Origin of the sequence: Actinomyces sp. HMSC065F12, assembly GCF_001814535.1 — a bacterium.
Taxonomy (GTDB): domain Bacteria; phylum Actinomycetota; class Actinomycetes; order Actinomycetales; family Actinomycetaceae; genus Pauljensenia; species Pauljensenia radingae_A.
Genome location: NZ_KV816976.1, coordinates 23,228 through 40,576, shown reverse-complemented (window position 1 = coordinate 40,576; position 17,349 = coordinate 23,228). Strand labels below are relative to the sequence as shown.

At 58.2% G+C, this 17,349-nt stretch carries 13 protein-coding genes; 5 read left to right on the top strand and 8 right to left on the bottom strand.

Features of this window, described 5'->3' with window-relative positions; genetic code table 11:
- Positions 1-30 precede the first annotated feature (30 nt).
- Both HMPREF2975_RS05370 and HMPREF2975_RS05365 read right to left on the bottom strand, forming a co-directional pair.
- On the bottom strand, positions 31-1,272 hold the full coding sequence (locus HMPREF2975_RS05370) for a hypothetical protein (RefSeq protein WP_070726324.1): 1,242 nt from the start codon (positions 1,270-1,272) through the stop codon (positions 31-33).
- A 140-nt stretch (positions 1,273-1,412) separates the two neighbouring features.
- Positions 1,413-3,968 carry an FG-GAP-like repeat-containing protein gene (locus tag HMPREF2975_RS05365; protein ID WP_070726320.1) on the bottom strand — a complete coding sequence of 852 codons (2,556 nt, stop codon included), beginning with the start codon at positions 3,966-3,968 and terminating at the stop codon, positions 1,413-1,415.
- A gap of 341 nt (positions 3,969-4,309) precedes the next feature.
- Between HMPREF2975_RS05365 and HMPREF2975_RS05360 the strand changes: the two genes are divergently transcribed.
- Positions 4,310-6,301 (top strand): acyltransferase family protein, encoded by a 1,992-nt coding sequence (locus tag HMPREF2975_RS05360; protein WP_070726318.1) that lies wholly within the window; start codon positions 4,310-4,312, stop codon positions 6,299-6,301.
- An 83-nt stretch (positions 6,302-6,384) separates the two neighbouring features.
- On the opposite strand, the gene HMPREF2975_RS05355 is transcribed toward HMPREF2975_RS05360, so the two are convergent.
- Genes HMPREF2975_RS05355 through HMPREF2975_RS05345 form a run of 3 tightly spaced genes read right to left on the bottom strand, consistent with a single transcriptional unit; the run spans position 6,385 to position 9,205 of the window.
- Positions 6,385-7,416: a Gfo/Idh/MocA family protein gene (locus tag HMPREF2975_RS05355; RefSeq protein WP_058237054.1), complete on the bottom strand. Its 1,032-nt coding sequence runs from the start codon at positions 7,414-7,416 to the stop codon at positions 6,385-6,387.
- Between the two features lie 5 nt (positions 7,417-7,421).
- Positions 7,422-8,543: a DegT/DnrJ/EryC1/StrS family aminotransferase gene (locus tag HMPREF2975_RS05350; RefSeq protein ID WP_070726315.1), complete on the bottom strand. Its 1,122-nt coding sequence runs from the start codon at positions 8,541-8,543 to the stop codon at positions 7,422-7,424.
- On the bottom strand, positions 8,543-9,205 hold the full coding sequence (locus HMPREF2975_RS05345; protein WP_070726312.1) for an acyltransferase: 663 nt from the start codon (positions 9,203-9,205) through the stop codon (positions 8,543-8,545). The genes HMPREF2975_RS05350 and HMPREF2975_RS05345 overlap by 1 nt, the downstream gene beginning before the upstream one ends.
- A 124-nt stretch (positions 9,206-9,329) precedes the next feature.
- On the opposite strand from HMPREF2975_RS05345, the gene HMPREF2975_RS05340 reads away from it, so the two are divergent.
- The 4 genes from HMPREF2975_RS05340 to HMPREF2975_RS05325 all read left to right on the top strand — a co-directional run bounded on the left by HMPREF2975_RS05340 (position 9,330) and on the right by HMPREF2975_RS05325 (position 13,859).
- Positions 9,330-10,004 (top strand): glycosyltransferase family 2 protein, encoded by a 675-nt coding sequence (locus tag HMPREF2975_RS05340; protein WP_070726309.1) that lies wholly within the window; start codon positions 9,330-9,332, stop codon positions 10,002-10,004.
- Positions 10,005-10,009: 5 nt separating this feature from the next.
- Positions 10,010-10,501 (top strand): DUF2304 domain-containing protein, encoded by a 492-nt coding sequence (locus tag HMPREF2975_RS05335; protein ID WP_070726307.1) that lies wholly within the window; start codon positions 10,010-10,012, stop codon positions 10,499-10,501.
- A gap of 288 nt (positions 10,502-10,789) precedes the next feature.
- The gene (locus HMPREF2975_RS05330; protein WP_157886375.1) at positions 10,790-11,974 is read left to right on the top strand and encodes an LCP family protein; all 1,185 of its coding nucleotides are present in this window, start codon (positions 10,790-10,792) and stop codon (positions 11,972-11,974) included.
- A gap of 262 nt (positions 11,975-12,236) precedes the next feature.
- Positions 12,237-13,859, top strand: coding sequence for an LCP family protein (locus tag HMPREF2975_RS05325; protein ID WP_227469272.1), 1,623 nt, complete (start codon positions 12,237-12,239; stop codon positions 13,857-13,859).
- A 186-nt stretch (positions 13,860-14,045) separates the two neighbouring features.
- Here HMPREF2975_RS05325 and galE read toward each other — a convergent pair whose 3' ends face one another.
- The 3 genes from galE to HMPREF2975_RS05310 form a co-directional block, all read right to left on the bottom strand.
- Entirely contained in the window at positions 14,046-15,041 is a 996-nt protein-coding gene (gene galE, locus HMPREF2975_RS05320; protein ID WP_070726300.1) for a UDP-glucose 4-epimerase GalE, read from the bottom strand.
- A gap of 161 nt (positions 15,042-15,202) precedes the next feature.
- On the bottom strand, positions 15,203-15,784 hold the full coding sequence (purE, locus tag HMPREF2975_RS05315; RefSeq protein WP_070726297.1) for a 5-(carboxyamino)imidazole ribonucleotide mutase: 582 nt from the start codon (positions 15,782-15,784) through the stop codon (positions 15,203-15,205).
- 186 nt (positions 15,785-15,970) lie between these two features.
- Entirely contained in the window at positions 15,971-17,170 is a 1,200-nt protein-coding gene (locus tag HMPREF2975_RS05310; protein ID WP_083314445.1) for a 5-(carboxyamino)imidazole ribonucleotide synthase, read from the bottom strand.
- Positions 17,171-17,349 lie beyond the last annotated feature (179 nt).

Genomic DNA, 17,349 nt, shown 5'->3' with positions numbered 1-17,349 from the left:
AAAACGGAAGTGCTTTCAGCAACCGACCATTCAGTCAATGGGCTTTTCAAGAGCCCATTGGACTAGCGGCGCGCCCGATTCTTTTCCAAATGAAGGAATCGCTGTCATCAAATGGCCTCCGCTGAAGGGAACAGAAAATCCCTCGTTAGCGCCCAGGGCGGTAATACTATCGGTCATCAGGTCCCATCGATACATTTCAGAGCCGACATTTCCTGACCCATTGCCCCATACTGCGACTGAATCGTTCAACGATAACGCAATTCCATCGGACTTTTGATAGACCCACCCCGTGAAAGCATCCTTTTCACGATCGAAGCGCCCCAGCCAAGAACGCGCGGAGCATTGATCCTGGAAAACTATCACAATAAAGTGTTCGTCGCCCGCAAGCCACTGTACTTTGAAAAAGTCACCTGTCTGAATTTCAATATCGTGTCGGCTCGGCTTCGCCCAGTGAAGGGTGAATACGTCAGATTCTGACTCTGGTCCGTTCCCGGTCGTGTCACGAATCCATCCCACGTCTGTACCAATGGCAGCGGGCAAACGCCCCTGTTCGCGCGAGATGACAGTTCCAGGATTGTTCAAAGCGACCTGGAGGATTTGTTCCTCATATGCATTGTCCTGTCCATCGGCCGGGAGCACAGCTGGTACATACGCATATGTGCCATCGAAAGCAGGTGGAACCCATCCGGAGGCGACGGGAAGACTGCTCTGACCAGTCAGCGCCCATGATGAGAGCAATTCGGTCGCCATCTTCTGACCCGTCAGCGGCGCTCCCATCACACGCCACGCCATGGACCACGCGTTGGACGGCGTCCCGTCGAAAAGCTGTTCGGTCCATATCGCGTGGCCATGTGCGATTGTCCCTGCAAGAGGAGCCGGCGTGAGCGCGGTAGGCGGTTGCTCCGGCAGCAGTTTCGTCGACACAAATGGATAAAACTTCTTGCCTTCAATGATTCCTACATGAGTCGGACTGGAATGTTCAGCACGCGGCAGTTCCTGCGCAACCGCCAGAGCTTCACCCCTTTCGCCCATGCCGATCATTTGCAGTGGAGATCCGCTGTCAATAGTCGACCCGACAGTCGTGCTTCGGAAGGGGGCAACTGCTTGCGAGGTCGTATCAATAATGACAGATTCCGTCGAGATCGGTTCGCCTAAGACAGCCAGCACTGCACGAGAAATATCAGCGGGTTCACGCGCCTGTCGTTCACACGTGCTGGGATCCCGCAGACCTCCTGCTGCGGGCAGGGATTGCGGCTCGCTTTGCTGAGCCACACCGGTATTCTCCTCAGGCGCGCCCGATTGGCCATGGTCGCTCTGGATACTCCCTGTAAAGGAACTTGTACATGCGCACAGCCCCGACATCGCAGCACACGTTAGTGCTCCAGCTACAAACTGCAGACGGGTACGGCGCATCAATACACCATTCCATGGCCGCCGCCGCCATAATTGCCGAGGAAATTCTCCGCAAAACGGTTAGCGTCAAAGTAATCAAAGTAACGCTGCGCGCTATATCCGGTAATGGCAGATCCAGGCCCTCCCGGATCAACAAACCCCACTGTCGCATTTGATTTGTGGTAGCGATACGCAACAATGATGTGCGAACTGGTCCCAGTGTGACCGTTATAGTGGGGGCCTCCATAACTCTCAATCGTGTCCACCAGAACCGGGCGCCCTGTCTGAAAACTGTCGAGAACCTTGCTTCTGAAATCCCACCCACTGGGGAATGTTGTCTGTCGGTAGGACTGAGTTCCCATCCATCGGTTCAGGCCGACAGATAACCGGTGGTGTTCCCACGATGTTCCCCCTGAGGCACCACTTCCTACTGCCGCGTAGCTTGAAGATGCGAGATTCCAAATCGATAAGCTGTGCGTCGCATAGCGAGATTGCTGGTAACCCAGGTAATTGAGAACCATGTACATCGACGTCGGCCCGCACGTTGATCCGTCAGGTTGTCCCTGCCACGAAATGGGATGCGTGAGCCACTGATCGGTTTCCTGTACCCGATGAGCATACGTCGGTTTCGGTAAGGGAATACTCCTGAAGGAGCGGTTAGTTCCTCTGTAGGTGAAAGAGTACAGGTGCAGGATCCCTCGCGTGTCCACAGCAACAAGCTCCTTGGAAGAATGCGAGGTATTTCCAACAAGAAGTGGCGACATACTCTGCCATCCCCACCCTATGAGTCGTGGTGGTTCGAAGCGCCCGCTCTGGCTCTGCTGAAGAACGTACAGGTGACCATTGTCATCACGGGAGATGAGATCTGAACGACCCGAGCTATTCCAGTCATCTGCAGAAAAAGCATGAGAGAGCAGGTCATCGACTTTTCCGAGGTTGCGTGGCGGCAGGAACGTTCCTTGGCCATTTGTCGAATAGAGCATGAGACTTTGATCAGAGTCCAATGCGTAGATAGCCGGGTGGTGATTCGGCCCATTGCGTAGCAACCAAACTTTCGCGAAGCTGCCCCACCCCTGACCAACGTAGTACGGCGCAAGGAATCCACCGCGTGCATCGCCAGGATACAGTCGCAGCCTTCCATCTGGCATGCGGGCTAATATATCGCTGCGATTGTCCCCATTAAAGTCAATTCCTGTGTAAATGTCTCGAACTGCATTCCACCCCTGACCAATAACGCGCGGACTGCCAAAGCGAGTAGATGAGTTCATGGGATAGAAAGTCAGCTGACCATTCGAATTAACCAAAGCGAAATCTGCATGGCCATTCCCATCAAAATCGCCCATCGAATACACCCTTGACTGCGGCCAGCCCACTCCGATCATTTCGTGGGTCGACAAGCTAATGTCGTACCACACGTCGTCAGGTCCAGGAGGTTCAGGTGCTGGATGCGACGGCTCCGAATCACTTGATCCACTCAAGCCTGCAACCTTCACAGAATAAAGAAGGCCGCGAGCATCGGCAATATCGATACTCCCCTCACCACCGCCCGCATAACCGTTGGACTGGGCGAAAACAGGTGCCTCGAAAGAGGTTTTCAACGAAGCGTACGACGAATAAGCCAGTCCATCGGTCGTCGCATGCAAATTAACATCACCATCTGATGACAGGCAAATAATCGATGAATGACCCGTGTCGAAAAGATCGCTCGCCGGGAATGGCGTGCAATGATGATTCGGGAAACTCCCGGGACGAGGCGCTTTCCACTTTCCTTTACCATCTGTTCCGTATACGCTCATCTGGTTATCTCTGAAAGCGAGAATTGCTGCATTGCCACCTGGACCACGCTGAATCGCAATCAACCGATCAAAAATAGCCCAACCCTGTCCAACCTGTCTGGATGCCTTGAAGGATCCTGATCCCGACCCCGGGTACAAAACAAGCGCCCCATTGGGGTGAACGCCCAGGACATCTGTGTGGCCATCACCGTCAAAGTCGATGCCAGCCATCACATGCGGCAGTGTTGACCATCCTTGGCCGACACGTTGACGTGGTTGAAAGGTTGTGGGAGAGGAACGCGGATACAGCCACAGCGTTCCGTCACCCGTGACAAGAAACAGGTCGCCGCTTCCGCTGGCGTCAAAATTCCCGGCGTTGTATATGTCCCCGACAGTCCAGCCGTTGCCGATGACTTCTGTTGACTGGACGGACACGATGCCGCCGTCATGTGATCTCACAGAAGTCTGGGGCGAAAAGTCGTCAGGTGGATCTTGCGGTTGAGAGGAATCTTCTTCGCGAGCACTGGTCTCTTCTTCAAGCCCGCTGCCTTCAGGATCTTTCCACTCATCAGCTTGGCCAGTATTCCCAGCCTCCTCAGGAGCTCCTTCTACCGCACCAGTATGTGCTGGATCCTCAGAAGAAGATGTCGACCTGTCTTCTTCGGTCGATGTTCCTTGGCTTCCTGCCGTCTGGTCGTCTTCCACGTAGTCGCTATCCGTTGCGAGAGCGGCGACGGGCATACTCGCAGCCGCAAGAGAAAGGAAAACAGCGGCACTGAAATAACGAGCGATTTTTATCATTCCACCTCATATCATCAACGTGCTCATAGCATTCTAATATGCACATATTGGCGGTTCTTCAGGTCACTCAGGGCAAGTCCCCCACATAAAGGACAGCCAAATGTCACATCACTTTCGCGCTTTCCAAGCCGCATGACGATACGCTTTCTGATCTACCCCGTGATAGCTTCGATAATTGTCAATGTTGAAGCACACCCGCGTTCGACATTGAGCCGCGAGCGCCCACAAGGCCCTTCAACGCCTCCTCTTGTAGCCGCGCAGCCCATCAAAGCGTCTCCCCGTCGCTTCGATATCCAGGGTCTGCGGGCGATCTGCATGGTGCAGGTGCTTCTCTACCACGCATGGCGCATCGGCTCCCCATCGGTGTTGACGCATTCATCATGATTTCCGCTTACCTGATGACGTCGTCATTCGTGCGTCGTTCAGAAGCCGGACGCATGCCGTTTTTCCTGGAGCGCTGGGCCAACACATTCAAGCGCCTTCTTCCGCCCCTCGTCGTCACTGTCTTCGCCACCGTTATTGCCTCCTTCATCATTCTTCCGCGCTCACGGTGGGTCGAACAGACCATCCAGGGATTCGCGTCAGTGACCTACTGGCAGAACTGGCGCCTGGTGTCGGTTGCCGCCGACTACTACGCCAATGACTCCGGGCTTGCCAGCCCCCTGCAGCACCTGTGGTCCATGTCAATGCAGGGCCAGGTGTTCCTGCTCTGGCCATTCCTCATGACGTTGTGTGTTCTGCTGGCACGCAGGAAGCGGCACCTGATTCGCCCTGTCGTCTGCGCTGCATTCACGCTGCTGACCGTTGCGTCACTGATGTGGCTCCTGACAGCGGCCCCAGATGACGCGAGCATTTATTTCGATACACGTGCACGAATCTGGGAGTTCTCCCTCGGCTCAGCAATCGCAGCCGCAGCGCCATGGCTCCGTCACCTGCGCCCCTGGGGCCGCCTGATGTCATGGGTGGGTCTGGTCGTCCTGCTGATCTACAGCCTGGTGAGCATCGGCACCTATCCAGGTCCCATGGCCGCAGTCCCCATGCTCGCGGTTTCCACAATCCTTCTCTTCCCCAGCAAATCGCCTCGCTCAGCCGCAGCATTTCTGTCCACGCGGCCGCTGCCGAATCTGGGCGACATTTCCTACGCCGTATATCTGGTTCACTGGCCCATTTTCACGCTCACCCTGGCTGCCCTCGGCCAGCACCGACTCACGGTGGTCGAGGGACTGCTTGCCATCGCAGTGTCCATCGTTGTCGCAGTAGTTCTGACCCGTGCGGTCGATGATCCGGCGCGTAAGGGTCGCTGGGTCAATGCACGTACCCGCAACAAGGCGATCGTGGCGTTGGCAAGCGTTCTGGCTGGAGCTGTGCCTCTGGCCGCCACGTACTGGACTCTGCATGTCAAAGCTCAGGACGACCTGATGAACCTCACGGATCTGCAGAATAACGTGGTCTCCGAAACTCACCCCGGTGCCACGATTTTCGACACGAGCAGTGAGAGCACATACTCCGCATCTGACAGCGATGCGACCACTGACGGCAACATGCAGCCGGTTGTTTTTGACGAGGATCCGCTGCCCAGCCCGTTTGCCTTGGACAAGCAGTGGGCCTCGTATTCCAATCCGTGTGACGCGGATGGACAACGCCTGTTCAACACTGACGACGGGTCGTGCCGAACCTATGCGGCAGATGACCAGCACTCCGAAGGCCACATTCTGATTGCCGGAGATTCTCACGCTGAACAGATGATTCTGACGCAGGTCAGCATGTTCCTGGACGCGGCACAATGGAATGCGACTGCCGTCCTGCAGGGCGGGTGCTCGTGGGGAATGCCGGACAGCTACGAGGGGACCTGTCAGGAACGCAACCAGAATCTGCTGGACTACATGGACATGCACGACTTCGATGCGGTGATGCTGGTCAGTACGGCCGCTTCTCCTGATTCCCCTGATGAAAGCCTGGTCAGCGGTCTGGAAGACCTCGTCACCTACCTGAATGAGCGTGGGATCCCGGTGGTCGGTGTGCGCGACAATCTGCGCTCAGAGCAGAACCTGTTTGACTGCTCTGATTCCAATCCAACCGACGGGACGTACGGCGGATGCCTGTTGGAGCGCGCTGCGTATTTCCCTGACGCTGATCCGACCGACCAGCTCAGCTCCAGCCTTGACTTCACGCAGATTGACATGACGGATCAGGCTTTCTGTTTCGATCAGGTGTGCCCGACCCTCATTGGAAACATTTCCGTCTACCTTGACGACAATCACGTCACGCTCGACTATGCGAAGACAATGGCTCCCGCATTCAGCAGGAAAGTTGGTGAGGTTCTGGGCGCATGAACGCCCTCGCCAATCCGTATGGAATGAACGAGGGCGTCCGGCGGTCACCTTGATGAGGGGCGACCTGACAAGTGCGTCAGTATTCAGTTATCGAAGTGCACGACCTCATTGGATGAAGCGGACTTCAGGATTGCTTCGACTACGCGCAGCGCAGCAAGGCCGTCATTCATCGTGACGTGCTCATCGCCAACGCCCCAGATGGCGTCGCGGAAGTGCTCCTGCTCCACGGCGATCGGCTCACGCTTGGTCAAGGCGTAGCGCGTCATGGTGCCTTCGGACACTCCGCGGAATGCGGCGATCTGATCCCACTGGACAGGCATCTGGCCGTTTTCGAAGAAGGTCAGATCCCCCATCACGGTGTTGGCGACCAGCGCGCCATGCTCGCCGGTGACGATCGTGGTGCGGTCCTTGTACGGAGTGAGCCAGTTGACCAGGTGGTTGACCAGCACTCCGTTGGCGAAACGACCCGACACCGTGACCATGTCCTCGTGTTCACGCCCCGACCGGTACGCGGTCTGTGCGAATAGTTCGGCATAGGTGGAGCCGGCGACCCATGCGGCCAGATCCACGTCGTGAGTGGCCAGATCCTTGACAACGCCCACGTCTGAAATGCGTGCAGGGAATGGGGACTGGCGACGCGTGACGATCTGGTAGACCTGACCGAGCTGGCCGTCCTGAACGCGGCGACGCATCTCCATGATCGCCGGGTTGCAACGCTCCACGTAGCCAACAGCGCCGACAAGTCCTGCTGCGTTGAACGCGTCAGCCAGACGCTGTCCGGCCTCGACACTTGCGGCAAGCGGTTTTTCAACCAGTGTGTGAACCTCAGCTTCAGCCAGTTTGAGAGCCGCTTCCTCGTGGAAAATGGTGGGGACAGCAACAATGGCGGCGTCAATCCCGGTTTCGATCAGAGCATCAACGTCTGGAAGAACAGGCATGTCACCGGCAACGCCGAAGCGGTCACCGCTGGGATCGGCAATGCCGACCAGTTCGAACCCTTCGGTTGAGCGTGCATTGCGCACGTGGTGACGTCCCATCGAACCGATGCCGAGGACACCTACGCGAATAGGCTGTCCTTTTTCGATGCGATGCCGCTCGGGTGCTGATGATGTCATGCGACTCACGCTCCAGCCTTGGCGCATGCGGACACGGCCTCAACGATGCGATTCAGGTCTTCAGCCGACAGGGAGGGGTGAACCGGCAGGGAGACAACCTCGCGGGCAGCCTTTTCCGTGTTCGGCAGTTCAAGACCCTCAGCGTAGGGTGCCAGGGACTGCAGGCGGTGATTCGGGATCGGGTAGTACACGCCGGAGCCGACCTGCCATTGGTCTTTCAGTGCGTCGCGGAAGGCATCACGTTCCTCGCCGGTCGCGCCTTCCAGACGGATTGTGTACTGGTGGTAGACGTGTGAGTAGCCTTCCGGCACGGTCGGGGTGACCACTCCGTCCACAGAGGCGAGACCCTCGCTGAGCTTTGCAGCGTTCTCCTTGCGGGTCTTCGTCCAGCCTGCGAGTTTCTTCAGCTGTGTGCGACCAACAGCAGCAGCCACATCAGTCATACGGTTGTTCAGACCGACCAACTCATTGGCGTACTGCTTTTCCATGCCCTGGTTACGGATCAGGCGGCAGCGGCGAGCAAGCTCATCGTCAGCGGTGGTGGCCATGCCGCCCTCAAGGGACGTCATGTTCTTCGTCGGGTAGAAGGAGAAGGATCCCCAACTGCCGAACGTACCCACCGGCTTGCCGTTGATCGACGCGGCGTGTGCCTGAGCGCAGTCTTCGAAGACCTGCAGATTGTGCTTCTTGGCGATCTCAAGGATGGCGGGCATGTTGGCCGGCAGGCCGTACAGGTGCACGACCTCGATGGCCACGGTCTTATCAGTGATTGCAGCTTCAACGCTGGCCGGATCCAAAGTGAACGTATTGACGTCAATATCAGCGAACACAGGGTTGGCTCCGGCGATGGCAACGGAGTTGCCGGTGGCAGCGAAGGTGAAGGACGGCACGATCACTTCAGCATCTTCAGGAAGCTGCGACGCCAGAGTGGCGACGTGCTGAGCTGATGTGCCGGAGTTGACGGCCACGCAGTTCACGCCTGCGACAACCTGCTCAGAGAATTCTTCTTCGAAAGCCTTGACCTGAGGGCCCTGAACAACCATTCCGGTTGCGAGCACGTCGTCAACAGCCTGACGCTCGTCGTCACCGATCAGTGGCTTTGCAGGCGGAATAAATGCACGTTCCATTAGTGAGAAACCTCTTTCAACGTTGTCTGTCCATCACTTGATTGTTCTTCGTAGTACACGTCACCGGTCAGGGGGCAGCGGTACAGTGTCTGCCCCTCGTTCACCGATTCGAGAGCGCTGCGGGCGCCTTCGTCAATGTCATGTCGATCCACTGGTTCAAGGCGTGCACCCGAGCGGCCGACCCACCCAATGCGCCTGGCTGGCACGCCGGCAACAAGGGCGAAATCAGGGACGTCCTTCGTGACGACTGCTCCGGCAGCGACTGTGGCCCATGCGCCGATCGTCACGGGCGCCACGCACACGCTGCGAGCGCCAATTGCGGCGCCTTCCTTGATGGTGACGCCAACCGGCTCCCAGTCAGATGCAGATTTGATGGTTCCATCCGGGTTGACGGCCCTGGGGAAGTGATCGTTGGTCAGGACTGCTGCCGGACCGATAAAGACACCATCGGCAAGGGATGCGGGCTCATAGACAAGGGCGTAGTTCTGCACTTTGCAGTTGTTCCCCATGTGAACGCCCTCGCCAATATAGGCACCACGGCCAACGATGCAGTTTTCACCGATGTGAGCATCTTCGCGTACCTGGGCGAGGTGCCAGATGCTCGAGCCCTCGCCTATCGACGCGCTCGATGCAACATCGGCAGTATCAACAATTCTGGGCATATACCCTCCTGACGTACTGTAGCCACTTAATCATACGCACTCACAGCCCAAGATCACAGGCACCACCCGCACACTTCGGCAATGCGCAGGCAGAGCGTGCGCACCGGTGTGGAATAATGCCAGCATGGAGCGATATGAGGACACGTGGCTGATTGTGCCTTTATATAACGAGGCCACAGTTGTCGGACAGGTGATCCAGCAGGCGCGGCGCACGTTCCCGAACATTGTGTGCGTGGACGACGGGTCAAAAGATGATTCCGCCAGACAGGCGCGTCTAGCCGGGGCACACGTGGTGACGCATCCCATTAACCTCGGTCAGGGCGCAGCGCTACAAACTGGATTCGAATACTTCCTCACCCGTACGAATGGCACGTACGCCGTCACCTTTGATGCCGATGGGCAACACCGCGTCGAAGACGCAGTGGCAATGCGCCGCACCTCAATCGATACCGACACGCCGATTATCTTCGGCTCCCGCTTCCTTGAAGGTCACGTCGATATTTCCAGTTTCAAGCGTGTGGTGCTGAAAACGGCAGCGCTGGTGACTCGCGTGCGCACCGGAATGAAACTGACCGATGCGCACAACGGTCTGCGAATGCTGCGCCGCGACGCTGTCGAACACGTGCATTTGACACAAAACCGTATGGCACATGCTTCTCAAATCGTTGCCCAACTGGCGCGTTCAAAGATGAAGTGGCTGGAATTTCCGGTCACGATCATTTACACCGACTACTCGCGCTCCAAGGGACAGTCACTGCTGAACTCCATTAATATCCTCGTCGAATTGCTGATGGGGTGAGCGACATGTTGACAAATTACTGGCTTATCAAGCTACTCCTGCTGGCGGGGCTGCTGCTGCTGGCATGGTTCGTCATGCGTCCCATACGCAATCCGAACCAACTGGCGCTCAAACGCCTCGGCATGCTGCTGATGATCGTCTTTGCAGCATTCGCGGTGCTCTTTCCCGGTCTGCTGAACCGTCTGGCCGCATGGCTGGGCGTGGAGCGAGGCATCAACCTCCTGCTCTACGCGTTGGTTTTGGCTTTCTTCATGCAGGTTGCCACGACGTATCGGCGCGATGCCGATACGGAAAAGCGCTTAACTCAGTTAGCTCGCGCTATCGCACTGTCAACACACCCGCCGCTTCCTCACTATCGTGATGACGATACATATTCTGGGACAACCTCTGACAGCGTTTTCCCTGCCGATACCACGGAATCAACGGAACCTGTGCCAGATGGCGATGAAACGAAAGATGCCGGCGCCCCCCTCGACAATGACGCTGACGACAAGTAGCATCGGCGGTCAATCTGGGCAACGACGGCGCTTTGACCTCGGGCTGCGTACGCTAGCACGCCAGGGGCCGTATACGCATGGGGAACGACACGACAAACCTTACAGTCTCAATAACGTTTGGATAACGATTTTCCGGTACAATCACACTCAATGAGTACAGCCAAACGATTTCTTGCGTTTCGCGCAATGCAACATAGCGCCACTGAAGTTCGATACTTCAGCGCGATTCGCGCTGTCCTCGGCGTGCTGGTCTCGCTTGTATTGTTAGCAGGCTGTACAGGCTTCTTTGTGATTAAAGATTTTCGTGACCAACTCTCCGAAAACATCATCGATATCAGCGATTTCGACAAGGGTGGCACGACCGACGAAGAGAAACCACCAGGGGACCCTTTCGCCGGCAAAGCACTGAACATTCTGGTTTCCGGCATTGATTCGCGTCTCAACGCAGACTACGCGTATGGCGATCCCGACAAGATCGACACCATTCGCTCCGATACCACGATGATCGTGCACATCTCGCAGGATCGCTCGAGGGTACAGGTGGTGTCGATTCCGCGTGACCTGATGACGACGATCCCCTCATGCCAGTCAGCCGAAGGCTACGAGACCTACGAACACTATGGCCAGTTCAACTCTGCCTTTGCTGACGGAGCAGGCAAAGATGACATCGCCGGCGGGATCGCATGCACGAAAGCGACTGTCGAGTTATTGACAGGACTTGAGCTGGACGGGTTCGTCGTCGTCGATTTCGCTGGTTTTGCGCATATGGTGGACGCGCTCGGCGGAGTCTGGTTTGACGTGCCGTCAACCATTGAAAACGACGACTCGAACATCTACTTTGATCCAGGATGCCAGCATCTCGACGGGCGTCGTGCCCTCGACTACGCCCGCGTACGCTACGGAGTGGAAGATTCCGACGGGTCCGACCTTGAGCGCATCGGCCGCCAGCAAGCACTCGTGGGTGTCATATTCAACACACTACTGTCCAAGAACTTCATCACCGACATGCCGGCATTGCTGTCGTTCCTCAAGCAGACTCTGGCGGCGCTCAAGATGTCCAGTGAATTCGCCGACATCACTGATGACGCGGGACTGCTCATGTCACTGGCAAGTATCAGCCGTGAAAACATCCAATTTCTCATGATGCCGAACACGCCAGATGACTACGACCCCAACAGGGTCGTCGCAGTTGAGCCCGACGCCACTGAGGTGTGGAATGCTCTTGCCAACGATGAACCGTACCCACCTGGCAGCGAGTACCGCGATGGCAACGGCGTGATGCGCACAGTCCCCTACCCTGAGGGCGATGGGCAATCCAGTGATGACAGCTCCGGGGCATTCGACGACTCTGATAACACCGAGATTGACGGCGGTAATGCAACCAACGAGGCACCGGGCCCTGACCTGCTGTCAGAGGATCTCTCAGATGAGTCAGCTGAGAGCACCCCAAGTTGTCCTCCGACCGGCCACTAAACGTCGAGCCGATACGTTTCGCACGCGTCCTCGTCTTTTTTGTTGTGCCGAGTGGTCGCGTGCAAGCGACCACTCGGCGCCACGCTGAGCGACAGGATTTGAGACACCGATCAGGCATACGAGCACCTTGAGCCCAATACAACGTAAATTAGACACCGGTACCCATTGGCGTGCCGCGAAGTCTCTCGCTTCTATGATGCTTTGCATTCTCGATTGCATGCGACGCACTGCCGAAGAACTCAACGAGTAAGGAATATTCGACGTGACAGACCATCCCCCGTCATTTGCACCTGACCCGGGTCGGTCTCGCCCTCGTGCCAATGATGCGCACAAAACCTCCGAGCATCGCCGCACGCCAGATGCGCAGCGCTCGCCAGGCCGCAGTGCAGCGAGCCACCTCCGCACAACATCCGATGCTCCCGCAGATCCGAACCCCGCGGCCACACCTCAGCGCCGTTCCTTCCGTGATCCGTATGCTCGCCGTGGTACTCCTGACCCATCATCCAGCTCTTCTCGCGTCCAACAGTCCGGAGGAAGCAGCGCTACCCACGCTGATTCACATTCGCGTGCAGATCGTGGCGGCCCTGTCCACCTGGGCCGTGCGTCCTCACACAGCTCCGGCACCCATTCCTCACAGCAATCCTCCGCTCGCAATCAGCCGGCCGAGCCAACCAGGCGCATGCCATCACACACCACGCCGCGCAATCAGCGGCAACAGCCACCCTCGTTCCTGCCGGCCGACCAGGTGCGTCAGCTTCAATCTCAACGCGCTGCGCTCTCTGGCACCAACGATGACGGGACGCCCGCGACGCCGCGCCAGCAGGCTTTTCATCCGCCACGCCAATGGACGATTCCTGAGCGTTCGCATCCAGCGCAACAGTACGGCTCGTCCGGCCCATATGGCTCCTCAGAGCCCTCCAGCTCATCCGCGCGCGACCGCGCACGCCCGCGACGCCGGCGTCACAGGCGCTGGCCACTCGTCCTCGTCATCATTCTGGTGCTCATCATCGGATGGCCGGCATTCCTCGTCTGGGATGCGAACCAGCACCTCGGGCGAGTTGACGCACTCACCACGAACGCGGACACTCCTGGCACCACATACCTGCTCGTCGGTTCAGATTCCCGGGCCGATGGAGCCGTCGCTGACGGTACCGAGGGCGCTCGAGCCGACTCGATTCTGCTGATCAACGTCGCGCCCAACAGTCAGGCCACCGCAATTTCACTGCCTCGCGACACGTACGTGTCGGATCCGGACTACGGCGACATCAAGCTCAACGCAGCCTACTCCCTGGGAGGTCCCAACCAGCTGGTCGCAACGGTCGAATCGCTTACCGGACTCACCGTGGATCACTACGTCGAAATCGGAATGGGCGGCGTGGGAACAATCGTTGACGCGCTGGGGGGCATCAATTTGTGCCTCGACATGGACGTGAATGACGAGCTGTCCGAGCTGAACTGGCAGGCCGGATGCCACGACGCCGATGGTCGCACCGCGTTGGCATTTTCACGCATGCGTTATTCAGATCCGCTCGGTGACATCGGCAGAGCCGAGCGCCAACGCCAGGTCATCACCAAGACCATCGGGACGGCCCTGTCCCCCAATGTCCTGCTCAACCCAGTAGCCACCTTGAGGGTTGAACGCGCCGGAGCGAGTTCACTCACCGCCGACAAGTCCGCATATTCAACCGACATTGCCCGATTGGTGTGGGCATTCAAGTCAGCCAGTGACGCCCAACTCATGGGTGCACCGCCCATCGAATCCATGGGCTTTGAAATCGGATCTGGCTCAGCTGTTTTGCTGCGAGACACGACCGCGCCCGAGTTCTTCGCCAAAGTCGCACGCGGCCAGATCACACCAGGGGACCTCAACCAGCTTGACGGGTAGGTCGCTAGTGCGGTCCACCTTGTAGTCGGCCGACACACAATGGTGCGCGCCACCTGCAGACTAAATGAGCGCCACCGCGTGCGCACGCTCCCCTGTCCTTGGAGGCGGCATGACAAAGCCGCCCTCGTCACTGTCGAAAACACCAATGACGAGGGCGACCCGTGAGCCTGTAAGGTCCGCCGGCTCCTAGTTGCTGGCGGGAACCTCAAAGTGACGAGGGCCGGCCTGCCACGCTTCCCAGGCGGAGCTGAGGATGTCATGGACATCCAGTTCGGGCGTCCAGTTCAGGTCCTTGCGGATACGGGACGAATCGCCGATGAGCTGAGGCGGGTCGCCGGCGCGGCGATCCAGCTCCTCGACCGGGAAATCCCAGCCCGACACTTCGCGCAAACCGTCTATGATCTCGCGAACGGACGTGCCTTTCCCAGTGCCAACGTTGAACACGCGATGTTCCGGCTTTCCATCTTCAAGAGCATCAAGTGCAGCGATGTGTGCCTGAGCCAGGTCGCGCACGTGGATGTAGTCGCGGATGCAGGTGCCGTCCGGCGTGGGGTAATCCGTGCCGAAGATCTTGGCGGACTCGCCCTTGGAAATGCGATCCAGCACCATTGGAATCAGGTTGAGGGTCGCGGGGTCTTCCAGGTCGTTCCACCCCGCACCTGCCACGTTGAAGTAGCGCAGGCCGATCCAGTTCAGGTCCCATGCGCGTTCACAGTCCGCCATCATCCACTCGGCGATGAGCTTGGTCTCGCCGTACGGGTTGATTGGTTTCTTCTCGATGTCTTCGGGGACGACCTCGACGGGCGGCATGCCATACACCGCGGCCGAAGAGGAAAAGATCATGCGGGTGACGCCTGCATCCTGCATCGCCAGAAGCATGTTGGCGAGGCCGCCGATGTTCTGCTGGTAGTACCAGGCGGGGCGCTCCACCGATTCGCCAACCTGCTTGCGGGCGGCGAAGTGGATTACTGCGTCCACGTCCTCATCGACCATGGCGTTGGTCAGAACGCCGCGAGCTTCATCGGATGCGCAATCGATTTTGATGAGTTTCGCGTCGCCGATACGGTCAGCTGTTCCGTACGACAAGTCGTCGACGACGATGACGCGTTCACCGCGCTGCTGGAGAAGCCGTACTACATGTGCGCCGATGTAGCCGGCGCCGCCACATACAAGAATGCTCATGTCACTACTGTATTACGGATTTGCATGCCAGGTCACGCACGTGGTGCGTGACCGTCCGACGAACTCTCAGTGTGATTCGAGGGGCGGCGCGCATCGGTCCGAACGCTGGGCCAGATAGATGCAGGTACTGGTTGGTGGATCGACAACGGTAGTGAAAGGTGTTAGTGCTTCTGGCTACCCAGTTCATCGCGCAGGCGTGTTCCTTTGTTCATGGCAACTGCGCGCAGATCCTGCTGGAAAGCTCGCATGTGGGCGCGAAGATCGGCAGCAGCCTCGTCGGTACCGACGCTGAGGATACGTACCGCCAACAATCCAGCGTTTCGTGCACCGCCGATTGACACCGTGGCGACCGGCACGCCAGCAGGCATCTGCACAATCGACAGCATGGAGTCCACACCATCCAAGTGTTTCAGTGGTACCGGAACACCGATGACGGGCAGTTCGGTGAGCGCTGCGAGCATGCCGGGCAGATGCGCTGCACCACCGGCACCTGCGATGACGACACGCAGACCTCGCTCGGACGCTGACCTGCCGTAATTCACCATGTCTTCAGGCATGCGGTGCGCAGAAACGACACCGACCTCACAGGCGATGCCAAACTCTGCAAGGGCATCAACGGCAGGTTTCATCGTCGGCCAATCTGAATCCGACCCCATGACCACCCCGACCAGGGGATTCTGACCGGTTGGGGTCACGATAGGAAACGCGTCGCCACCCTCCCCGCGCCGAGTGGTCGCTTGCATGCGACCACTCGTGGATTCCTCTGATGGTTGTAGGCTCATGGTGCTCCGTGTCCTCTCGTGTTGTTCATTGGTGCTTTGCGCACTCACAGCGCGCCGCCACCTCATCATCAGGCATACCCCTGTCTTAATCTCATAGTGCCACGCCGCAGAGCGTCGCCCTCGTCAATGACGACTAGTGTGACGGGCCTAGCCGTCCTCCTCCTCCGGCTCGCCGAACAGCGCATCGACAGCCGCCTGAGCTGCGGCCTGAGCTTCTTCCACCGTAGTCGCAGATGCGTTGACATGTCCGAGCTTCCGGCCGGGTCGCACCGACTTGCCGTACAGATGGATCTTTGCTTCCGGACTCGATGCCAAAGCCTGAGACAGGCCCGCGCTGGGATCGTGTCGATTCGACCCCAGTAGGTTCACCATGACCGTGGCAGGCGCCGTCATTCGCGTGCTCCCCAACGGCAGGTCGAGCACAGCGCGAAGATGCTGTTCAAACTGACTGGTCACAGACCCGTCGATCGTCCAGTGACCCGAATTGTGCGGTCGCATGGCAAGCTCGTTCACCAACACGCGCGCACCGTCAACCCCATCAGCAACAAAGAGTTCGACAGCCAAAACACCGGTGACTCCCAGCTCAACTGCAATACGCTCCCCAAGATCTTCCGCCTGCCGGGCAAGCTCGGCAGAAATACCTGGTGCAGGCACCCGCACAATGGAGCAGACTCCGTTGTGTTGGATCGTCTGAGCAACTGGCCATGAGCGCACCTGACCGGATGGATTTCGGGCGACGAGGGCGGCCAGCTCCACCGTGAATGACACCTTTTCTTCAGCAAGGAGCGGCGCTCCGCCGTCGAACCAATCGTCAACACCATGAGCATCGCCGACAACCCGCACGCCATGACCATCATAGCCGCCAACCGGTGTCTTCACGATGACCGGCCATCCAACCGCGTCGCCAAATGCTGCCAGTTCCTCGGGTGTGGTGACCTTCGCCCAACGGGGGCACGGAATCCCGGCGTCAGTGAGGCGTTCACGCATAGCGAGCTTGTCCTGCGCGTACAGCAAAGCCGATGCAGGTGGATTGATTGCAATGTCGGATCCAACCTGCTTCAGGATGTCCTGCGGAACGTGTTCATGCTCGAACGTCAGCACATCCGCGCCGCTGATGATCGTGCGCACAGCATCGATGTCCGAGGGGTCCCCCACCACTGAATGCACAACAACTGAGCCCGTTGCACTATCCTCAGCTTCAACCAGCGCATGTAGGTCGATTCCCAGTGCAATGGCACTTTCCTGCATCATGCGCGCCAGCTGACCACCACCGATCACAGCGATGACGGGGCGAGGTGAAGAAGGCGCTGGCGCACCGCTAGGTGCCCCGGTGGCATGAGACGCCACGTGACCATGTGGCGCTTCGAGGTTGTCGACGGCTGCTGCCGTGTTTGCGGATTCTTCGACTGGTGACTGCGCAGTATTTGATGAGCTCACACATAGAATCTACCGCTCACCCGCGGCTTCGTCACATCCCAGCGCACTAGGGTTGTGTGTGCCGAGTGGTCGCTTGCACGCGACCACTC